Genomic DNA, 20366 nt, shown 5'->3' on the forward strand with positions numbered 1-20366 from the left:
CGTGTGCGACTAAGTCGTCGAGACAGCTCCGGACCGGGAAGCCCCGCGACGAGCAGCGTGCGCGGCGGCACGACGGCCGGAGAACACACAGTCTGCAAGTGAGAGCCCACTCACGTAGGAGTTCGAGCAAATCCCCACCGCGGTGCGACCGGCCGCGTATAAGCCGTCGATCGCATTACCGCCGTCGGTCATGACGGCCCCGGACTGCTCGTCGACGACGAGGCCGCCGAGCGTCAGCATCGGCAGGGGGTTGGTCAGACTCTTCTTGAGGGAGACGTCGAACAGCGAGAACGGCCCGGACACGACCGGGCGCCGGAAGTCGTCGGGCTTGCCCATCGGGTCGGGGGTGCCCGCGGAGATCGCCTCGTTGTGCGCGGCCACCGTCGCGACCAGGCCGGCCGGGTCTATGCCGACCTTGCCCGCGAGTTCCTCCAAGGTGGCACCGGTCGTCCGGTCGACCCGCATCAGGGTCTCCGACTGGATGCGCTGGAACCAGTTGGTCTGCTCGCCGAGCGAGCCTCGGGCCCGGGCGACCAGGTCGGCGTCGGCGACGAGCCAGCCCTCCCCCTCGTGCTCGGAGATCATCGCGTGCCCGAGAGCCGCGCCGTACCGCGACTCGTCGACCATCCGGTCGCCCTTGCGGTTCACCAGCAGCGACCCGAGAAAGGCACTCGGCGGCACGATGAATCGCCATGCCGAGATGCTGGCGAGCTTGTCGGTCGCCCCTCCGACGTCGGTGCCCATGAGAATGCCACTGCCGTCGTCGCCCGCGGTGCCCAACGCGAGCCCGCCTCGGTAGCGGGGCGCGTGCTCGGCGACCATGCCGCGGTTGGCGATGAAGCCTCCGGAACTCAGGATCACCCCGGATCGGGCCTCGATCCGGATCGGCCGTGCGTGGGCCGCCTCGAGCCGTTCGACCCGTTTCTGCAGAGCCTTGCGCATGGGCGGGTAGTAGATCCCGGGCTTCGCCGACAGCGCCGACAGTCGGGCGTGCTGGGCACGCACCCGTTTGGACGCACCCCGCAGGCTCCTGCACTCGACACCGATCACCGCGCCCTCGTCGTCGGTGAGCAACCGAACCGCCCGCGTCTGCTGTTCGAGCCGTAGGCCCTTGGCGACGGCGGAGTCGATCAGCGGCCGGTAGAGCATCTTGCCGGACGTGCCCTTGCCCTTGGCCCGGTGCCCGCGCGGTGCGGGTGGCGCCACGTCTCGGAAACCGCCGGCGGCCTCGCTACCGGAGAAGTACAGGTAGTGGCGATCCGTCGGATAGGAGGTCTTGTAGGGGCAGAGCGATCCCTCGAACGGCACCCCGTGCCCGGCGAGCCAGTCGATCATCGCCGGACTCTCGTCGCAGAACTTGCGCAGGGTTTCCGGCCGGACGGCGTCTCCGACCTCGCGGCTGAGGTAGGCGAACATGGCGTCCGGGGTGTCCTCGACACCCGCGTCGCGCTGGATCCTGGTGCCGCCGCCCGCGTAGACGATGCCGCCGGAGATCGTGCTGGCGCCGCCGCCGGCGAACCGGTCGAGCGCGATCACGTCCGCGCCCGCCGCCAACGCCTCCAGTGCCGCGGAGGCACCCGCAACGCCGACTCCGACCACCACGACATCGGCGGAAAGATCCCAGGCCACAGCGCACCGCCCCTTTCAAACTGCAACGCGTTTCGTTTGCATACCGGCCGCACAGCCGATCTCGGCAATACTTCCTGGCAGAAAGCATGGACTCATGCCCACCTCATTCTATAACGTGTTCTACATGAGTAAGCAGGAATACGACGTCGTCGTCGTCGGAAGCGGTGCCGCGGGCATGACCGCGGCACTGACCGCCGCCCACCACGGGCTGAGCGTTGTCATCGTCGAGAAGGCCGCCCACTACGGCGGATCCACCGCGCGGTCCGGCGGCGGCGTCTGGATCCCCAACAACGAGGTCCTCCAGGCCGACGGCGTCACCGACACCCCCGAAGCCGCGCGCGAGTACCTGCACAACATCATCGGCGACGTGGTCGCCCCCGAGCGGATCGACACCTACCTCGACCGCGGCCCCGAGATGCTCTCGTTCGTGATGAAGAACAGCGCGCTGAAGCTGCAGTGGGTGCCCGGTTACTCGGACTACTACCCGGAGGCCCCCGGCGGCCGAGTCGGCGGCCGCTCCGTCGAGCCCACCCCGTTCGACGGCAACCAGCTCGGCGACGACCGCAAGAACCTCGAGCCGGACTACGTGAAGGCGCCGAAGAACTTCGTCATCACCCAGGCCGACTACAAGTGGCTCAACCTGCTGATGCGCAACCGTCGCGGCCCCATGCGCGCGATGAAGGTCGGCATGCGCTTCCTGGCCGCCAAGGCGTCCGGCAAGGATCTGCTCGTGCGCGGCCAGGCTCTGGTCGCGGGCATGCGTATCGGCCTCCGCGACGCTGGCGTGCCGATCCTGCTCAACACCCCCCTGACCGAGCTGTACACCGAGGACGGCGCCGTGCGCGGCGTGAAGGTCCTGATCGACGGCGAGGAGCAGGTCATCCGCGCCAAGCACGGTGTCGTGCTGGGCTCCGGCGGCTTCGAGCACAACGACGAGATGCGTAAGAAGTACCAGCGCGGCCCGATCGGGACCGAGTGGACCGTCGGCGCCAAGGCCAACACTGGCGACGGCATCCTCGCAGGCGAGAAGGTCGGCGCCGCACTCGATTTCATGGACGACGCCTGGTGGGGCCCGTCCATCCCACTGACCGGCGGCCCCTGGTTCGCGCTCTCCGAGCGGACCCTGCCCGGCTCGATGATGGTCAACACCCGCGGCAAGCGGTTCGGCAACGAGGCCGCGCCCTACGTCGAGGCCACCCACATGATGTACGGCGGCAAGTACGGCCAGGGCGAGGGCGACGGCGAGAACATCCCGACCTGGATGATCCTCGACCAGCGCTACCGCAACCGCTACACCTTCGCCGGCATCACCCCGCGTTCGCCGTTCCCGGGCCGCTGGCTCAAGGCCGGGATCGTGGTGAAGGCCAACACCATCGCCGAGCTTGCGGAGAAGACCGGGTTGCCGGTCGAGGCGCTGACCGAGACCGTCGAGCGGTTCAACGGCTTCGCCCGCAACGGCAAGGACGAGGACTTCGGCCGCGGCGACAGCGGCTACGACGCCTACTACGGCGATCCCCGCCTGAAGAACCCCAGCCTCGCCGAGATCAGCAAGGCCCCGTTCTACGCGATCAAGATGGTGCCGGGCGACCTGGGCACCAAGGGCGGCATCCAGACCGACGTCGACGGCCGCGCGGTGCGCGAGGACGGCACGGTCATCGAGGGCCTCTACGCGGCCGGCAACGTCAGCGCCCCCGTGATGGGCCACACCTACGCGGGCCCGGGCGCGACCATCGGACCCGCGATGACGTTCGCCTACCTCGCCGTCCTCGACATCGCCGAGCGAGCGAAGGGCGCCTCGGACCCCGAGTCCAGCTCTGCCGCTGCCACTTCGAACTGAACAGGACACCTCGTGCCCATCAATCCCGACATCGCGATCGGAGCCGAGCTGCCCAGCCAGGAGTTCACCTGGACCAGCTCGGACGTACAGCTCTACCACCTCGGAATCGGAGCGGGCGCCCGCCCGCTCGACTCCAGCGAGTTGCGCTACCTCGAGGACGGCAAGCCGCAGGTGCTGCCGACGTTTGCCACGGTGGTGGCCAACATCCATGCCACCGAGGCACCGAAGGTGTCCTTCCCCGGCGTGGAAATCGACCTCGCGAAGGTGGTGCACGGCAGCCAGGAGGTGACCGTGCACCAGCCGATCCCCGCGGCGGGCAGCGGCCGTACCACCACTCGGATCGCCGAGGTGTGGGACAAGGGCAAGGCCGCGGTCATCGTGCAGGAGTCGGTCACCACCGACTTCGACGGCAACCCGCTGTGGACCGCGCGCTCGTCGATCTTCGCCCGCGGTGAGGGCGGCTTCGGCGGCGAGCGTGGGCCGTCGGAATCCGTCGAGCTGCCGGACCGCGCGCCGGACTTCGAGACCGTGGTGGCCACCCTGCCGCAGCAGGCATTGCTGTACCGGATGTGCGGCGACCGCAATCCGCTCCACTCGGATCCCGAATTCGCCACCGCGGCAGGCTTCCCAGCGCCTATCCTGCATGGGCTCTGCACGTACGGGATCGTATGCAAGGCGGCGGTCGACGTGGCGCTCGAAGCGGACGCGTCGAAGGTGAAGGGCTACCGGGCACGCTTCGCCGGGGTCGTGTACCCGGGCGAGTCCCTCGCCGTCCGGATCTGGAAGGACTCGGGCCGGCTGCTGATTTCGGCGACCGTCCCGGATCGCGACAGTTCACCCGCACTTGCTGACGTTGTCCTCACACTCGCCTAACATGCCGGACAACTGACCAACTTGCTCTACCGCTGAATCCTCCCCCTCATCACGACTGGAGTTATCGCATGCCGAAAACGGACGACACGGCCGCCGGATTGTCCCGGCGCGGCTTCCTCACCGCCGCGGGCGCCGGCGCCCTCGCCGTGGGCGCAGTGGGCGCCTGGACACCCGCCTACGCCATTCCGTTCGGGTCGTCGGGATCGGCTTCGGGATCCGCCGGCGGTACCACGCTGCCGGCGCCCCCGAACTTCCCGAGCGGCATCGACCTGGCTCAGCAGGCGTACCAGAACTGGTCCAAGGAGATCATGCTGGACGCCGTCTGGACGTGCTCGCCGAAGACCGCCGAGGACGTTGTGACCCTGGCGAACTGGGCACACGCCAACAGCTACACGCTGCGCCCGCGTGGCGCCCAGCACGGCTGGACCCCGCTGACCGTCGTCAACGGCGCGTCCGTCGACAAGGTCATCCTCGTCGACACGATGAAGCACCTCAACGGCGTTTCGGTCGACGCGGGCGGCTCCCCGGCGACCGTCACCGCGGGTCCGGGTGCCACCCTGGACGCGATCACCACCGCGCTGCAGACGAAGAACCTCGGCTTCGCGAACCTCCCCGCCCCGGGTGTGCTGTCCATCGCGGGCTCGCTTGCCGTCGATGCGCACGGCGCCGCCCTGCCCGCGGATGGCCAGGCCACCGCACCCGGTCACACCTACGGCTCGCTGTCCAACCTGGTGACCTCGCTGACCGCGGTGGTCTGGAACGGCACCGAGTACGCCCAGAAGACGTACTCGCGCAACGATCCCCAGATCAAGCCGCTGCTGACCAACCTCGGTCGCACCTTCCTCACCTCGGTCACCCTGCAGGCAGGCCCGAACTTCCGGATGCGGTGCCAGAGCTACACCGACATCAAGTGGCAGGACATGTTCGCGCCCAAGGGCGCATCGGGCCGCACCTTCGAGAGCTACGTCAAGGCCAACGGCGGCGTCGAGGCCATCTGGTACCCCTTCACCGACAAGCCGTGGCTCAAGGTGTGGTCGCTCGCGCCCAGCAAGCCCGCCGGATCGCGGGAGGTCACCGGGCCGTACAACTACCCGTTCTCGGACAACCTGCCCGAGGTCCTCACCGACCTGCTCGGGAAGATGAACTCCGGCCTGCCCGGCATCGCCCCGATGTTCGGCCAGACCATGTACTCCACCACGGTCGCCGGACTGGCCGCGACGAACGCGAACGACATCTGGGGTTGGTCGAAGGACGTCCAGTTCTACATCAAGGCGACCACCCTGCGTCTGACCGAGGGCGGCGGCGCCGTCATCACCAAGCGCGAGAACATCGGTCAGGTCATCCACGACTTCACCACCTGGTACAACGAGCGCATCGAGTTCTACCGGGCCCAGGGGAAGTTCCCGCTCAACGGTCCCGTCGAGATCCGCTGCTGCGGCCTCGACCAGGCCGCCGACGTGAAGGTCCCGTCGGCCGGCGCGCCGACCATCTCCGCGATGCGGCCGCGGCCGGACCATCCGGACTGGGACACCGCCATCTGGCTGAACGTGCTCGGCGTTCCCGGCACCCCCGGCATGTTCGAGTTCTACCGCGAGATGGAGCAGTGGATGCGCTCGCACTACACCGGCTCGGAGTACACCTTCCGTCCGGAGTGGTCGAAGGGCTGGGCGTTCGGCCCGAACCCGTACACCGACGGCGGAATCATCAGCGGCGCCCTCCCCCAGAGCTACCGGGACGGATTGCCCGCGAGCGACAACTGGGACACCGCCCGCGACACGTTCAACGAGCTCGACCCGCACCACATCTACAGCAACACCTTCATGGACCAGCTGCTGCCGTAACGCACCAGCCCGTTCCACCGACGCCGGTGGTGTCCGCGCTCACGCGCCGGCACCACCGGCGTTCGCGTTCCCGGGGCGTCCGCCTCCGCCGGCGTCGAACGGCGTTCCTCGGCGCGGCGATCACCCGGTGACGCGAGCGGCGTTGCCCGCGTCGATCGGCAACACGGTGCCGCTGATGTGGGCACTCGCCTCGGCCGCGAAGAAGAGCACGGCGCGCGTGATCTCGTACGGGTCGAGCCAGGGCACCGGCTGCGCGTGCAGGCTCTCGAACACCGGCGCCACGTCGTCCGCAGTCGGGGCCGCCAGATCCGGGCGCATCAGGGAATACAAGGCGTCGTTGTGGATCATCGGAGTCGAAATGTTGCCCGGGGCAATCGCATTGACGGTGATGCCGGACTGGGCGAGATCCAGCGCGGCGCTCTTGGTCATGCCGATCACGCCCCACTTCGAGGCGGCGTAGGCGACCATGTTCGTGCTGCCCGCGCGTCCGAGCATCGAGGAGATCGTGACGATCCGGCCGTAACCACGTTCGATCATGCCCGGTGCGACCGCGCCGAGGGTGTTGAAGACGCCGGTCAGGTTGGAGTTGACGGTCTCGTTCCACTGCGCGGTCGTCATCGACTGCACGGGGGCCGCGACGGACACGCCGGCGTTCGCGACCGCGATGTCCACGCGACCGAACTCGGACTCGGCGCGGGCCACCAGCGCGTCCATCGCAGGACGGTCCGCGGTGTCGGCCTTGACCGCGATGCATCGACGCCCGGTCGCCTCGACCAGCCGGACCGTTTCGGCCAGGTCGTCCTCGGTGGCGAGCGGGTAGAACACGGCTGGGCTGTCCTCGCAGCGGTCGCAGATCACCACGTCGGCGCCGCGTTCGGCGAATGCGACCGCGTGCGACCGGCCCTGCCCTCGGGCGCCGCCGGTGATCAGTGCAACCTTGCCGTCGAAATCGTCCATCCCTGCGCTCCTCAGTTCGGTCTTCCTCGCTCCATGACTACCGGCCCGAGGGCTGCGGCGGCCGCGCAGTCCCGATGACCGGTACCACTCCCGCGAGCGACCCGAATTGTCCGGTTTCCCGGCGCGGGGGCGTCCGTTCTCTATTTGTTGAGCGCGCCCGACCGCTTCCCGACGACGACGAGGCAGACATGAACTCCGGTCTTTCCACCATTGGTCTGCCGATCGTGCTGGCGGTCATCATGTTCGGGCTCGGTCTGTCCCTGACCGTCGGCGACTTCACCCGGGTGGCCCGGCATCCGAGGGCCGTCGCGATCGCGCTGGTCTGCCAGCTCGTCGTCCTGCCCGCCGTCGCCTTCGGACTCGTCCTGCTCTTCGACCTGCCCGCCCTCCTCGCGGTGGGCATGATGCTGCTCGCCGCCTCGCCCGGCGGCACCACCGCGAACCTCTTCAGCCACCTGTTCCGTGGCGACGTGGCGCTCAACGTCAGTCTCACCGCGGTGAACTCGGTGATCGCGGTGGTGACCCTGCCACTGATCACCAACTTCGCACTCGGCTACTTCGACCCGCCGGACGGCGGACCGCTCGGACTGCAGTTCGCCAAGGTGCTGCAGATCTTCGCGATCGTGCTGATCCCCGTCGCGATCGGGGTGTGGGTGCGGCGGGTGCGGCCCGGATTCGCGAACCGGATGGACCGCCCCGTGCGGATCAGCTCCGCGGTCGCGCTGGCGCTGGTCGTCCTCGGCACCGTGGTGGCCGAACGGGAGAACATCGCGGGCTATCTCGCCGACGTCGGGGTGGTCGTGCTGATCTTCTGCGTACTGAGCCTGACCATCGGATACGTCGTCCCGCGCGCACTGGGGATCACCAGCCACCAGTCGATCGCCAGCTCGATGGAGATCGGCATCCACAACAGCACCCTCGCGATCACCATCGCGGTCGGCCTCCTCGACAGCACCCGCATCGCCGTCCCCGCCGCCGTCTACGGCGTCGCGATGTTCCCGGTCGCGGCGCTGTTCGGGTGGGCAATCACCCACCGGCGCACAGGCTTCGGCGATCAGGCGCCGGACAGCGGCGCGGCGGTCGAGGTCGCGGGCTAGCCGCGCCGTTCAGGCCGTCAGCAGGGACAGCCTGCTCCGCGTCCGAGCGAGGTCGTGCACGCGGTCCACCGTGACCGAGGGGTCCCGTGTCCAGTCCGCGCCGACCACGGTCAGCGGGATGTCGCTGTCGTGCAGCACGTCGACCAGCGAGCAGAAGCGCTGCACCCCGTCCGGCGTCGCCGCCCCGATCGGCGGGAGTCCGCTCACCACCCACTGCCGGTGCTCGGCGGTGAGCCGCAGGTAGTCGTGCGTCGAGGTCGGCTGCTCGCAGAGGTCCCCGAAGTCGAACCAGACCTGGTCTCCCCGCACGGCCCGGGCCACGATCGGCCGACTCGACGGTGTCAGGACGACCCGTTCGTCCGCGTCCGGTTCCGCGGATGCGGCGACCAGGTAGCGACCCGAAGCGAAGCCGCCGCTCGCCCCCTGCCTGTCGATCCGGTAGTCGCGCCCGCCGTCGAGCTCGACCACCTCGAGCCGCTCGCGCAGCACCGCGATGGTCGGTAGGAAGCCGTCGTGGAACAGGGGATTCGGCATCAGCCCCTCCGGCGGGTAGTTGGAGGTGACCACCAGGGCCGTCCCCCGGTCGCCCAACGCTCGCAGCAGTCGGGCCAGCAGCGCACCGTCGCCGACGTCGTGCACGTGGAATTCGTCGAAGAACAGGACCTGGCAGCCGTCCAGCATCTGATCCATCGCTCCGTCGATCCCGTTCGTGTGCACGAGAGCGTGCAGCCGCCGGAAGAAGTCGTGGAAGTGGACGCGGGTCGTCCGGCGGCCCACCAGCGCCTCCCGGTAGACGTCGATCAGCCAGGTCTTGCCGCGGCCGACCGAACCCCACAGGTAGACGCCGCGGCCGGGGCGCAGATCCAGCCGTGCGAGCCGCGCGGCGACCGCGAGCTGGCCGGGGTCGAGCGCGAAGCCGGCGGCCGCGGCGGCGCGTTCGAAGGTCTCGACGGTGATCTTCGGGTGACGGGTTCGCATGACTCGACTCTACGAATGTAGAGTCACAGTCGGCAATGTGACGAAGGCATCAGCGAGAGGGCACCACGATGGCGAGCGGAACCGACCGGCGCGAACGAATCTCGGACGCCGTACTCGACATAGTCGACGCGGACGGCATCCGGGCGCTGACCCACCGCGCGGTCGACCGGCACCTCGAACTTCCGGCCGGGTCCACCTCGTACTACTTCCGGACCAAACGGGAACTGCTCGTCGCAGCCGCCGCGCACCTCACCGAGATCTCCCGACGCGACTTCCGGAGCTCCCGACTCGCCCCACCACCGCCGGACGCGACACCGCCGATCACTCGGATCGCCGCCGATATCGGCGCGGCGCTCGACGCCACGCTCGCCGATCGGGCTCGCGACCTACGGGTCCGCTGCGCACTGATGCTGGAGATGATGCACGACAAGGAGATTCAGCAGTCGCTGTCGACCAGCATCTTCTCGCGGGAGCTGGCCACGGACCTGGTCCGCGCCCTGGGATCGAGCGATCCCGAAGTCGACGGCGGCAACTTCGTGGCGCTGTGCGAGGGACTGGTGTGGGAGAGCTCGGTCGGGATGCGGGCAATCACCGGACCGGCTCCGGGTACCACCGCGAGCCGCCGCCTGCTCACCGCCGCCGTCGCGACGTACCTGAGCGGAGTGGTCGCCCGCGCCGGTGAAGCTGTGCGCTGACCCCGGATACGCCGAACGGGCGGTTGCCCGGCCAACCCCCGTGAGGGAGCCGCGGCAACCGCCCGTTCGTGGTGGATCAGGCCGTGAGCACCAGACCCGACGTCGGGACGCCGGTGCCCGCGGTGACGAGCACGTTCTGCACGTCGGGCACCTGGTTGACGGAGGTCCCGCGGATCTGCCGCACGCCCTCGGCGATCCCGTTCATGCCGTGGATGTATCCCTCGCCGAGCTGGCCGCCGTGGGTGTTGAGCGGCAGCCGGCCGCCCAGCTCGATGGCGCCGTCGGCGATGAAGTCCTTCGCCTCGCCGCGACCGCAGAAGCCGAGCTCCTCGAGCTGCATGAGCACGTACGGGGTGAAGTGGTCGTAGAGCACCGCGGTCTGCATGTCCTGCGGACGCAGCCCCGACTGGGCCCACAGCTGGTCGCCGACCAGCCCCATCTCCGGCAGGCCGCTCAGGCCGTCCCGGTAGTAGCTGGTCATGATGTACTGGTCCGCCCCGCTGCCCTGCGCGGCGGCGGCGATGATCGCCGGCGTGTTGGGCAGGTCCTTCGCCCGCTCCGGCGAGGTCACCACGATCGCGATGCCGCCGTCGGTCTCCTGGCAGCAGTCCAGCAGGTGCAGCGGCTCGGCGATCCACCGCGAGGCCTGGTGGTCCTCGATCGTGATCGGCTTGCCGTAGAAGAAGGCGTTCGGGTTGGTCGCCGCGTGCTTGCGGTCGGCGACCGCCACCGCCCCGAAATCCCGGCTGGTGGCGCCGTACACGTGCATGTACCGCTGCGCGATCATCGCGACGAACGAGGCCGGGGTGCTCAGGCCGTGCGGGTAGGAGAACGCGTTGTCGGTGCCCGACGAGTTCACCTGCTGCACCAGCGCCGAATTGACCTGCCCGAAGCGCATTCCCGAGCGCTCGTTGAACGCGCGGTACGCGACCACCACGTCGGCAACGCCGGTGGCCACCGCCATCGCCGCCTGCTGGATGGTGGCACAGGCCGCGCCGCCGCCGTAGTGGATGCGGGAGAAGAACTTCAGGTTCGGGATGCCGACCGAACGGGCCACGGCCACTTCGGTGTTCGTGTCCATGGTGAACGAGGTCAGGCCGTCCACGTCGGACGGCTTCAGGCCGGCGTCGTCGAGGGCGGCCTGCACTGCCTCCGCCGCGAGGCGCAGCTCGCTGCGTCCCGAATCCTTGGAGAAGTCGGTGGCGCCGATGCCGACGATGGCGGCCTTGCCCGAGAGTGCGTCGCTCATGCGCCCGCTCCGTCCATCACGAGGGTGACCGTCGACTTGATGTGGTCGCCGAGGCTGTCCTTGCCGACGATGTCGAGGGTGACCAGACCGTCCTCGACCGACGCCACAGTGCCGGTCAGGGTCAGGGTGTCGTAGGCGTACCAGGGCACCCCGAGGCGCAGCTTGATCGACTTGATCACGGCACGCGGGCCGGCCCAGTCGGTGACGTACCGCTGCACCAGGCCGGTGTCGGTGAGGATGTTGACGAAGATGTCCTTGGAACCGCGCTGCTGCGCCTTGTCGCGGTCGTGGTGGACGTCCTGGAAGTCCCTGGTGGCCAACGCCGTCGACACGATGAACGTCGGGTCGCCGTGGATGGACAGGGTGGGCAGGGTCTCCCCCACCGTCGCTGTCAGGGTCGAGCTCATCACTGCTCCTTCACGGGACGCCACGCGTACAGCGTCCACGGCTGTTGTCCGGTCTCGTCGTCGCCGGGCAGGTCGAGGAACTCCACCTGCACGGGCGCCCCGATCGTGACCTCGCTCGGGTCGACGCCGCGCAGCTCGCCGAGCATCCGCACGCCCTCCGCGAGTTCCACGAGCGCGACGACGAACGGGAGCGAACGGCCCGGCACCTTCGGCGCGTGGTGAACGACGTAGCTGAACACCGTGCCGCGGCCGGACGCGACCACGTAGTCGGTGCGCTCGGACTTGTCCTTCCAGATCGCCGGGACCGGCGGGTGCTGGAGCGAGCCGTCCGGTCGCTGCTGGAGGCGAAGCTCGTGGGCGGCGACGCCCTCCCAGAAGAACTCGGTGTCGCGGGACTGCGAGGGTCGCAGCATCCGGGTCGGGTCGAGGTCGTCGAGCGACTCGCCCAGGCTCGACGACGCGGATCCCGCGGGGGCGGCCTCCGCCTTCGCCGGGGGTGCGAACTTCAGGATCCGGAAGAGCATCTCGGCGACGACCTCGTCGCCCACCTTCCAGAAGTTCCGGGTGGTGAAGAACCAGCCCTCACCCAGTCCGGTCTTCTTCGGTCCCACAACGTCTTCGAGGACCGACTCGATGGTCACCTCCTCGCCCGGGCGGACGTAGCGGTGGTAGGTCTGGTCGCAGTTCGTCGCGACCACCGAGGTGTACCCGGCCTCGTCGAGGATCTCCGTCATCCGGCCGAGCGGATCGTCCTCCTCGCGCACGGCGCCGAGCCCACGCATCGTCCAGACCTGCGCCATGGCCGGCGGTGCGACGATGCCGCCGTGGCCCGCCGCAATGGCGGCGTCCTCGTCGACGTAGATGGGGTTCTCGTCGCCGATCGCCTCGACCCAGTTGCGGATCATCGGCATGTTGATCGGGTCACGACCGGCCCGCGGCTTGCTGGCACCGCCGTCCCGGACTCGCTGCGCCGCAGCGAGGATCGATGCTTCCTTGTCGCTCACTGCACCCTCCGTCGTGGTCATCGCGGGACCTTCGGCAGGCTGAGCCCGGCCATCGCGATGAGCTCGCGCATGACCTCGTTGACGCCACCGCCGAAGGTGATGACCACGTTGCGCTTGATCTGCACGTCGAGCCAGTGCATCAGCTTCGCGGTCTCCGGGTCACCCGGATCGCCGTGCGCGCCGATGATCTCGTCCGCGATGCGTCCCACACGCTGGATCCGTTCGGTCGCAAAGACCTTGGTGGCCGAGGCGTCCGCGATGTCGACGTCGCCGGTGGCCGCCGCCACCTGCCAGTTCAGCAGCTCGTTGAGCCGGTAGGTCGCGTGGATCTCTCCGAGGCCGCGCTGGACATCGGGCTCGGACAACAGATCCCGCTTGGCCGCCCACTCGTGCACCTTCTCGTACAGGCCCGCGACTCGGCCGGCCGGTCCGAGCATGACGCGCTCGTGGTTGAGCTGGGTGGTGATGAGCTTCCAGCCCTTGTTCTCCTCTCCGACGAGCATGCTCGCGGGCACCCGGACGTCGGAGTAGTAGGTGGCGTTGACGTGGTGCGCGCCGTCGGCGGTGATGATCGGGGTCCACGTGAAACCGGGGTCCTTGGTGTCCACGATCAGGATCGAGATGCCACGGTGACGCGAGTCCGCGTCACCGGTGCGCACGGCGAGCCAGATGTAGTCCGCGTCGTGGCCGCCGGTGGTGAAGATCTTCTGGCCGTTGACGATGTAGTCGTCGCCGTCGCGCACCGCGGTGGTGCGCAGCGCGGCCAGGTCGGTGCCGGCGTCGGGCTCGGAGTAGCCGATCGCGAAGTGGACCTCACCAGCCAGGATCGCGGGCAGGAACTTCTGCTTCTGCTCCTCGGTGCCGTACACCTGCAGGGTCGGTCCGACCGTCTGCAACGTCACCGACGGCAGCGGCACGTCCGCGCGGACGGCCTCGTTGACGAAGATCTGCTGCTCGATCTCGCCGAAGCCGCGACCGCCGAACTCCGTCGGCCAGCCCACGCCGAGCCAGCCGTCCTTGCCCATCCGGCGGATCACCTCGCGGTAGGTCGGACCGTGCCGCTCGGTGAGCATGATCTCGGCCTCCTCCGGCGAGATCAGGTTGGCGAAGTATCGGCGCAGTTCCGCCTGCAGCTCACGCTGCTGCGGTGTCAGATCGATGAACACCGGGCCCCCACGAGGTCGAGTCGGGACGAGGCACCGCCGACGAGGCGGGCCAGGTCTTTGGCAATGGAGAAGTAGCGGTGCATCGGGTAGGTGACGTCGACGCCGAGCCCACCGTGCAGGTGGTGCAGCGTGCGCATCGCGGCGGGCACCTCGGCGGCGATCCAGTAGGACAGCACCTCGAGATCGTCGTCGGCGTCGAGCCCCTCCGACACCCGCCAGCCCGACGCGAGCGCCGAGACGTGCAGGGTCCGCGAGGTGACGTAGACGTCGGCGATCTGCTGGGCCACGGCCTGGAAGGTCGCCAGCGGCTTGCCGAACTGCTCACGGGTGCGCAGGTGCTCGGCGGTCAGTGTGGTGGCGCCGGCGAGCAGTCCGTCCGCGTACGCGCCGATCGCGGCCTGTGCGATCTGGTACAGGACGGCGTTGTCGCCGCCCAGGACCTCAGCGGCGGGGACCCGCACGTTGTCGAGGCGCACCGAGAACTCCGGGCTGCCCGAGGACGAGGAGATTCTCGACAGGCTGACACCGGGGGCGTCCGGGGCGACCAGTACGACGCCCGCGTCGGTCGGCACCAGGATCCGGTACGCGACGTCCGCGAACGGCACCGCCACCTTCAGCCCGTTGACGAGCACGTCGTCGCCGTCCGCGACCGCCGTGGTCGACGGCGCGGCCGGGAAGGCCGCCCCGGGCTCGCTGAGCCCGGCGGTGAGGATTCGGCCGGTCGCGACCTCGGCGAGCAGCGCGTCCTGCTGCTCGTCCGAACCGAGCGCGAGGATCGGCAGCAGGCCGAAGCCGAGGGTCGCCAGCGCGGGCACCGGAGCGGCACCGCGACCGACCTCGGTGAGCAGGGGCAGCACCTCGGGCAGGCCGAGCCCGGCGCCGCCCAGGCGCTCGGGTACGGCGAGCGAGAGCAGGTCGGCCTTGGCCATCGCCTCCCACAACGCCGGGTTGAACCCGCTGGTGTCGGCGGGATCGGAGGGTTCGCGGGCCAACAGGCCGACGACGATCTCCGCCACCGTTTCTTGAGTCTGATCGAGAGAGAAATCCACGCTGAACAATCCCGCCTACGAGTTAGAACGTGTTCTAAGTTGTATCAGGTTTCCGAAGGTCCCGACAGTGTCCTGACGGCTAGTTCCGCGGCAGCCCCAGGAGGTGCTCGGCAGCGACCGTGAGCAGGATCTGCTCGGTGCCGCCCGCGATGGACAGGCATCGGGTGTTGAGGAATTCGCGCGAGAGCGGTCCCTCGACCGCACCGGCGGTGCCCGCCAGCTCGAGTGCGAACTCCGCGACCGCCTGCCGGTGCCGGACACCGACCAGCTTGCGCACACTCGACGCCGGACCGGGGTCCTGGCCGTCGAGCTGACGCAACGTGGTCCGGTGCTCGAGCAGCGACCCGACCATCGCCTCGCCGACGAGGAAGCCGACGCGGTCGTCGGTGACGGGGTTCGACCCGCCACGGCCGGCGAGCTCGAGCAGTTCCTCCATCGCCTTGCCGAGCGAGGAGCCGCCGCTCATCGCCACGCGCTCGTTGGCGAGGGTGGTGCGTGCCAGCTTCCAGCCGCCGTTGATCTGTCCGACCACGCAGTCGTCGGGGACGAACACGTCGTCGAGGAAGACCTCGTTGAACAGGGCGTCGCCGGTGATCTCCCGCAGCGGGGAGATGCGGATGCCCGCGCTGCGCATGTCCACCAGGAAGTAGGTGATGCCGCGGTGCTTGGGGGCGTCCTTGTCGGTGCGTGCCAGGCAGATCGCCCAATCCGCCTCACGCGCAAGCGAGGTCCACACCTTCTGACCCTGCAGCTTCCAGCCGCCGTCGACCTTCTCCGCGGTGGTGCGCAGCGCGGCGAGGTCGGAACCCGCGCCCGGCTCGCTGAACAGCTGGCACCAGATCACGTCACCGCGCAGCGTCGGCATGGCGAAGCGTTCGATCTGCTCGGGCGTGCCGTGCTCGAGGATCGTCGGCACCGCCCACCACCCGATGACCAGGTTCGGCGTCTCCAGTCCGGCGCGCACGAGCTCCTCGCCGATCAGGATCTGCTCGGCCGCCTTGGCCGACTTGCCGTACGGCTGCGGCCAGTGCGCGGCCAGGTACCCGGACTCCGCGAACGCCGCACGCCTGCCGTCCTCGGGCAGCGCGGCGATCGCCTCCAGCTCACCGCGGACGGCGTCGCGCTGCGCCTCGAGCTCGCCGAGGTCGACGGTGAGGTGGCGCCGCGCGCCGGCATTGGTCAGCTCGGCGACCCGGGCCCGCCAGGCCGCCGACCCGCCGAGCAGCTGCCGCAGCGAGAGCACCCGACGCAGGTAGAAGTGAGCGTCGTGCTCCCAGGTGAAGCCGATTCCGCCGAGCACCTGGATGCAGTCCTTGGCGGTGTCGACCGCCGCGTCCAACGCGACCGAGGCGGCGACCGCGGCCGCGACCGGCAGCTCCTCGCCGGACTCCGCGGCGACCGCCGCGTCCCACGCCACCGCGCGGATCTGTTCGACCCGGCACAGCATCTCGGCGCACAGGTGCTTGATCGCCTGGAACGAACCGATCGGCTTGCCGAACTGTTCGCGAATCTTGGCGTACTCCACCGCGGTTCGCAGGCACCAGCCGGCCACGCCGGCGGCCTCGGCGGCGGCGAGGGTGGCCACCAGGTCGCGGACCAGCCCGGGGCGAACCTCCGACAGCACGCGGTCCGCGGAGACCCGCACCCCGTCACAGGTCACGGAGGCCAACGGGGTGCTCACGTCGACGTTCTCGACCGCCTCGACACCGAGGCCCGGCGCGTCCGCCTCGACCAGGCACCACGTGACTGCATTGCCGACGGCGGCGGGCAGCAGCACCGCGACACCGGGCGCGCCGCCGAGCGCGAAGCCGGCCGCGCCGGACAGCACCAGTCCGCCGTCGCCGTCGGCCTCGGCGGGCACGGCTCCGTCGATCACCACACCGACCGGGACTGCACCCTCGGCCAGCTCGGGCCCCCACTGCTTGGCCGCCGGCTCGCCGCTGCGGCCGACCACCAGCGCAGCGAGCGCGGTGGAGAGCACCGGGCCGCAGGCGAGCTCGGTCGCGGCCTGCTCGAGCATGACCGCGAGGTCGACGATCTCGCCGTCCGCGCCACCCACCTCCTCGGCCTGCGCGACCATGAACAGCCCGAGATCGGCGAGCGCGGACCAGTGCGAACGCCAGGAGTCCGCCGGACCCGAGCGCAGCGTCTCGATGGGATGCGCCGCACGCGCCCAGGACTGAATAGATTCCTGGACCGCTCGTTGCTCGTCTGTCGTGGCGATCGTCACAAGGAGGTCCAACCTTTCGATACTGACAAAACCGTCTAGAACGTGTTCTAATCTCTATGTTGGTCCGGAGTCAAGGCCGAGCCGGATCCACACGAAGCATCCTCGGCCGAAACTCAAGGAATTCGTCGATGACCTCCTCCTCTCGTAGTCGTTCCGCGGACAAGTCCTCCGCAAACAACGGGACTGTCTCGACGCTGACCGACGACGACCTCAGTTCCAATGCGCAGCGTGAACGCCGCAAGCGGATCCTCGACGCGACGCTGGCGCTGGCGTCCAAGGGCGGATACGAGGCGGTGCAGATGCGCGCCGTCGCCGAACGCGCCGACGTCGCGGTGGGCACGCTCTACCGCTACTTCCCGTCGAAGGTGCATCTCCTGGTCTCGGCGCTCGCGAACGAATTCGAGAAGATCGACTCCCGCAGGAAGATGCCGCCGGGCAACAGCCCGATCGAGCGCATGCATCTGATCCTGGGCCAGATCACCCGCGCCATGCAGCGCGACCCGCTGCTCACCGAGGCCATGACGCGCGCGTTCATGTTCGCCGACGCGTCGGCCGCCGCCGAGGTCGACCAGGTCGGCAAGCTGATGGACTCGCTGTTCGCCAGGGCCATGAGCGACGGCGTCCCGTCCGAGGAGCAGCTCGCGATCGCCCGTGTCATCTCCGATGTGTGGCTGTCGAATCTGGTCGCGTGGCTGACGCGTCGCTCCTCCGCCACCGACGTGGCGAAGCGGCTCGAACTGACCGTTGAACTTCTTCTCGGCGGCGGTTACAAGGATCCCGTCACTCCATAAGTAGAATTCGCGCAGTGAGTGCGCAGGATCTACCCGTCGAGCTCCGCAGGCGTCTCGTGTCCGTCGCGAGGACGCCGCGTCTACTAGTCGCGTCCGATTACGACGGGACCATGGCCCCGATCGTGTCCGACCCGTCGAAGGCCTTCCCCCACGCGGAATCCGTGCGAGCGCTACGGTCGCTCGCGAGCCTGCCCGCGACGACCTCCGCGGTGATCTCCGGGCGCGCGCTGCGTGACCTCGCCATGCTGTCGCGGCTGCCCGTCGAGGTGCAGCTCGTCGGCAGTCACGGCTCCGAGTTCGACGTCGGCTTCGTGCACGAGATCAGCGACGACGCCCGCCGCCTGCTGCGCGAACTCACCGAGGAACTGCAGGAGATCGCGGCCGAGGGCGCGGGCCTCACGGTCGAGATCAAGCCGGCCAGTGCCGCGCTGCACGTGCGCAACGCCGCGCCCGAGATCGGCGAGGCCGCGCTCGAGCGGGTACGCGGCGGCGCCGCCACCTGGAACGGGGTGCAGGTCACCGAGGGCAAGGCCGTCATCGAGCTCGCGGTCATCGCGACCGACAAGGGCGAGGCGCTCGACATCCTGCGACACCGGGAGGGTGCGTCGGCGACCGTGTTCTTCGGCGACGACGTCACCGACGAGAAGGCCTTCAGCCGGCTGCAGGGACCCGACGTCGGCATCAAGGTCGGCGAGGGCGACACGCTCGCCGAGTACCGGGTGGCGAGCACCGAGGACGTCAGCGCCGCGCTGGCGTTCCTGCTCGAGGAGCGGCACACCTGGCTGCACGGCGACAGCGCCACCCCGATCCAGCGACTGACCATGCTGGCCAGCCCGCGCTCGGTGGCCCTGCTGACCCCCGATGCGACCCTGACCTGGTTGTGCCATCCCGAACCGGACTCGGCCGCGATGTTCGCACACCTGCTCGGCGGAGTCGGGGCCGGACACTTCACCGTCGCGCCGCACCGCGCCGCCCTTCCACTGAGCCAGCGCTACATCGACGGCACCATGACCGTGCAGACCCGGTGGGCGAGCCTGCAGGTCACCGACTACCTGCCGCACGACGTCGGACCCGGGCGCACCGACCTGATCCGGATGATCACCGGCCGGGCCAAGGCCGTGGTGACCTTCGCGCCCCGCCCGGAATTCGGGCAGGTCCAGGTCCATCTCGAGCTCGAGGAGGACGGCCTGCGCGTGTACGGCACCAGCGATCCGGTGGTGTTGCGCTCCCCCGGCGTGCACTGGGAGATCTCCAGCGACGGCGTGCAGCAGACCGCCAGCGCGGTCGTCGACCCGTCCGAGGGGCCGGTCCTGCTCGAACTACGTTGCGGCAGTTCCGAACTCGGCCCCTCCGAGATACCCGAGCCGGAACGCCGAGCGGAGAGCGAGTCGTACTGGCGCGACTGGGCGGAAAGCCTCGAGCTGCCGACCCGCAAGCGCGGTCTGATGAAGCGTTCGGCGCTGACCCTGCGCGGGCTCGTGCATGCGGACTCCGGCTCGATCCTCGCCGCCGCCACCACCTCGCTCCCCGAGGAGATCGGCGGAGTCCGCAACTGGGACTACCGCTACTGCTGGCTGCGTGACGCCGCGCTGACCGCGTCCGCGCTCGTCGCGCTGGGCTCGCTCGGCGAGGCCGAGGCATTCCTGACCTGGGTGCACGGCGTGCTCGAGACGCTTCCCGGGCCCGAACGCCTGCACCCGCTGTACACGATCTACGGCGGCAACCTGCCCGCCGAGGCCGTGATCGACTCGCTGCCCGGTTACAGCGGCTCGCGGCCGGTGCGGATCGGCAACGCGGCGAACTCGCAGGTGCAGCTCGACGTGTTCGGTCCGATCGTGGACCTCATCTCGCACCTGGCGCACGCCCGCGCCGAGCACGGCGTCGCCGAGCCGGTGACCGACGCCGACTGGAACCTGGTGTGCGCCATGGTTTCCGCGGTCCAGGCCCGATGGGCCGAACCGGACAACGGCATCTGGGAGATCCGCGGCAACCCCCGTCACCACGTGTACTCGAAGGTGATGTGCTGGGTGACCGTGGACCGCGCTCTGACCCTCGCCGAGGTCTTCGGCCGCGACGCCGAGCCGGAGTGGTCGGCGCTGCGCGCCGAGATCGCCGACGAGGTCCTGGACCGCGGCTGGAGCGACCGCGCGCGCTCGTTCACCGCCGCCTACGACGGCACCGACCTCGACGCGGCCACCCTGCACATCGGACTGTCCGGGCTGATCGACCCAGCCGACCCTCGGTTCGCGGCGACGGTGACCGCGACGGAGGCCGAACTGCGCAGCGGCTCGACGGTGTACCGGTACCACCACGACGACGGACTGCCCGGCGGCGAGGGCGGATTCCACCTGTGCGCGGCCTGGCTGGTGGAGGCCTACCTGCTGACCGGACAACGTGCCGACGCCGAGGCGCTGTTCGCCCAGTTGGTCGAGACGGCCGGCCCGACCGGCCTGCTCAGCGAGGAGTACGACCCGGTCGCCGAACGATCGCTGGGCAACCACCCACAGGCGTACAGCCACATCGGGCTGCTCCGCTGCGCGCAGTTGCTCAGCTGATCCCTCGG

At 69.5% G+C, this 20366-nt stretch carries 16 protein-coding genes; 7 read left to right on the forward strand and 9 right to left on the reverse strand.

Translation table 11 applies throughout. The features are described from left to right. Positions 1–9 precede the first annotated feature (9 nt). The gene (locus ACFVH2_RS17240) at positions 10–1629 is read right to left on the reverse strand and encodes an FAD-binding protein (protein ID WP_378423515.1); all 1620 of its coding nucleotides are present in this window, start codon (positions 1627–1629) and stop codon (positions 10–12) included. A 124-nt stretch (positions 1630–1753) separates the two neighbouring features. Between ACFVH2_RS17240 and kstD the strand changes: the two genes are divergently transcribed. From kstD to ACFVH2_RS17255, 3 genes are all read left to right on the forward strand, one after another. Beyond that, on the forward strand, positions 1754–3466 hold the full coding sequence (gene kstD, locus ACFVH2_RS17245) for a 3-oxosteroid 1-dehydrogenase (RefSeq protein WP_378423514.1): 1713 nt from the start codon (positions 1754–1756) through the stop codon (positions 3464–3466). A 12-nt stretch (positions 3467–3478) separates the two neighbouring features. Further along, on the forward strand, positions 3479–4339 hold the full coding sequence (locus ACFVH2_RS17250; protein WP_378423512.1) for a MaoC/PaaZ C-terminal domain-containing protein: 861 nt from the start codon (positions 3479–3481) through the stop codon (positions 4337–4339). 68 nt (positions 4340–4407) lie between these two features. Then, positions 4408–6180, forward strand: coding sequence for a cholesterol oxidase substrate-binding domain-containing protein (locus ACFVH2_RS17255; protein WP_378423510.1), 1773 nt, complete (start codon positions 4408–4410; stop codon positions 6178–6180). A gap of 120 nt (positions 6181–6300) precedes the next feature. Here ACFVH2_RS17255 and ACFVH2_RS17260 read toward each other — a convergent pair whose 3' ends face one another. After that, entirely contained in the window at positions 6301–7137 is an 837-nt protein-coding gene (locus ACFVH2_RS17260) for a mycofactocin-coupled SDR family oxidoreductase (protein ID WP_378423508.1), read from the reverse strand. A gap of 188 nt (positions 7138–7325) precedes the next feature. Between ACFVH2_RS17260 and ACFVH2_RS17265 the strand changes: the two genes are divergently transcribed. Continuing rightward, on the forward strand, positions 7326–8234 hold the full coding sequence (locus ACFVH2_RS17265) for a bile acid:sodium symporter family protein (protein WP_378423506.1): 909 nt from the start codon (positions 7326–7328) through the stop codon (positions 8232–8234). A 9-nt stretch (positions 8235–8243) separates the two neighbouring features. On the opposite strand, the gene zapE is transcribed toward ACFVH2_RS17265, so the two are convergent. Beyond that, positions 8244–9212: a cell division protein ZapE gene (gene zapE / locus ACFVH2_RS17270; RefSeq protein WP_378423504.1), complete on the reverse strand. Its 969-nt coding sequence runs from the start codon at positions 9210–9212 to the stop codon at positions 8244–8246. A gap of 68 nt (positions 9213–9280) precedes the next feature. Here zapE and ACFVH2_RS17275 point away from each other — a divergent pair, with 68 nt between their 5' ends. Then, the gene (locus ACFVH2_RS17275; RefSeq protein WP_378423502.1) at positions 9281–9907 is read left to right on the forward strand and encodes a TetR/AcrR family transcriptional regulator; all 627 of its coding nucleotides are present in this window, start codon (positions 9281–9283) and stop codon (positions 9905–9907) included. Between the two features lie 76 nt (positions 9908–9983). Here ACFVH2_RS17275 and ACFVH2_RS17280 read toward each other — a convergent pair whose 3' ends face one another. From ACFVH2_RS17280 to ACFVH2_RS17305, 6 genes are all read right to left on the reverse strand, one after another. Beyond that, positions 9984–11156: a lipid-transfer protein gene (locus tag ACFVH2_RS17280; RefSeq protein ID WP_378423501.1), complete on the reverse strand. Its 1173-nt coding sequence runs from the start codon at positions 11154–11156 to the stop codon at positions 9984–9986. After that, positions 11153–11563 (reverse strand): MaoC family dehydratase, encoded by a 411-nt coding sequence (locus tag ACFVH2_RS17285; RefSeq protein WP_378423499.1) that lies wholly within the window; start codon positions 11561–11563, stop codon positions 11153–11155. The genes ACFVH2_RS17280 and ACFVH2_RS17285 overlap by 4 nt, the downstream gene beginning before the upstream one ends. Further along, entirely contained in the window at positions 11563–12588 is a 1026-nt protein-coding gene (locus ACFVH2_RS17290) for a bifunctional MaoC family dehydratase N-terminal/OB-fold nucleic acid binding domain-containing protein (RefSeq protein ID WP_378423497.1), read from the reverse strand. The genes ACFVH2_RS17285 and ACFVH2_RS17290 overlap by 1 nt, the downstream gene beginning before the upstream one ends. Further along, positions 12585–13733 carry an acyl-CoA dehydrogenase family protein gene (locus tag ACFVH2_RS17295; protein WP_378423495.1) on the reverse strand — a complete coding sequence of 383 codons (1149 nt, stop codon included), beginning with the start codon at positions 13731–13733 and terminating at the stop codon, positions 12585–12587. Before ACFVH2_RS17295 ends, ACFVH2_RS17290 begins: the two co-directional genes overlap by 4 nt. Continuing rightward, a complete protein-coding gene (locus ACFVH2_RS17300; protein ID WP_378423493.1) occupies positions 13718–14782 on the reverse strand; it encodes an acyl-CoA dehydrogenase family protein in 1065 nt (354 codons plus the stop codon). Before ACFVH2_RS17300 ends, ACFVH2_RS17295 begins: the two co-directional genes overlap by 16 nt. A 79-nt stretch (positions 14783–14861) precedes the next feature. Then, complete coding sequence (locus ACFVH2_RS17305) at positions 14862–17012, reverse strand: acyl-CoA dehydrogenase (RefSeq protein ID WP_378423491.1); 2151 nt, start codon at positions 17010–17012, stop codon at positions 14862–14864. Between the two features lie 128 nt (positions 17013–17140). Between ACFVH2_RS17305 and kstR the strand changes: the two genes are divergently transcribed. Together kstR and otsB are read left to right on the forward strand one after the other, a co-directional pair. Next, the gene (gene kstR / locus ACFVH2_RS17310) at positions 17141–17803 is read left to right on the forward strand and encodes a cholesterol catabolism transcriptional regulator KstR (RefSeq protein WP_378423489.1); all 663 of its coding nucleotides are present in this window, start codon (positions 17141–17143) and stop codon (positions 17801–17803) included. Positions 17804–17817: 14 nt separating this feature from the next. Next, the gene (gene otsB, locus ACFVH2_RS17315; protein WP_378423487.1) at positions 17818–20358 is read left to right on the forward strand and encodes a trehalose-phosphatase; all 2541 of its coding nucleotides are present in this window, start codon (positions 17818–17820) and stop codon (positions 20356–20358) included. Positions 20359–20366: the final 8 nt, after the last annotated feature.

The organism is Rhodococcus sp. NPDC127527 (assembly GCF_042672245.1).
Lineage (GTDB): Bacteria > Actinomycetota > Actinomycetes > Mycobacteriales > Mycobacteriaceae > Rhodococcus_G.

What these genes read in the sequence shown, in the direction of transcription:
- kstD (WP_378423514.1), top strand. Translation starts at nt 1,754, where the DNA reads ATGAGTAAGCAGGAATACGACGTCGTCGTCGTCGGAAGCGGTGCCGCG.
- ACFVH2_RS17280 (WP_378423501.1), bottom strand. Translation starts at nt 11,156, where the DNA reads ATGAGCGACGCACTCTCGGGCAAGGCCGCCATCGTCGGCATCGGCGCC.
- ACFVH2_RS17275 (WP_378423502.1), top strand. Translation starts at nt 9,281, where the DNA reads ATGGCGAGCGGAACCGACCGGCGCGAACGAATCTCGGACGCCGTACTC.
- ACFVH2_RS17290 (WP_378423497.1), bottom strand. Translation starts at nt 12,588, where the DNA reads ATGACCACGACGGAGGGTGCAGTGAGCGACAAGGAAGCATCGATCCTC.
- ACFVH2_RS17285 (WP_378423499.1), bottom strand. Translation starts at nt 11,563, where the DNA reads ATGAGCTCGACCCTGACAGCGACGGTGGGGGAGACCCTGCCCACCCTG.
- ACFVH2_RS17260 (WP_378423508.1), bottom strand. Translation starts at nt 7,137, where the DNA reads ATGGACGATTTCGACGGCAAGGTTGCACTGATCACCGGCGGCGCCCGA.
- ACFVH2_RS17255 (WP_378423510.1), top strand. Translation starts at nt 4,408, where the DNA reads ATGCCGAAAACGGACGACACGGCCGCCGGATTGTCCCGGCGCGGCTTC.
- zapE (WP_378423504.1), bottom strand. Translation starts at nt 9,212, where the DNA reads ATGCGAACCCGTCACCCGAAGATCACCGTCGAGACCTTCGAACGCGCC.
- ACFVH2_RS17265 (WP_378423506.1), top strand. Translation starts at nt 7,326, where the DNA reads ATGAACTCCGGTCTTTCCACCATTGGTCTGCCGATCGTGCTGGCGGTC.
- kstR (WP_378423489.1), top strand. Translation starts at nt 17,141, where the DNA reads ATGACCTCCTCCTCTCGTAGTCGTTCCGCGGACAAGTCCTCCGCAAAC.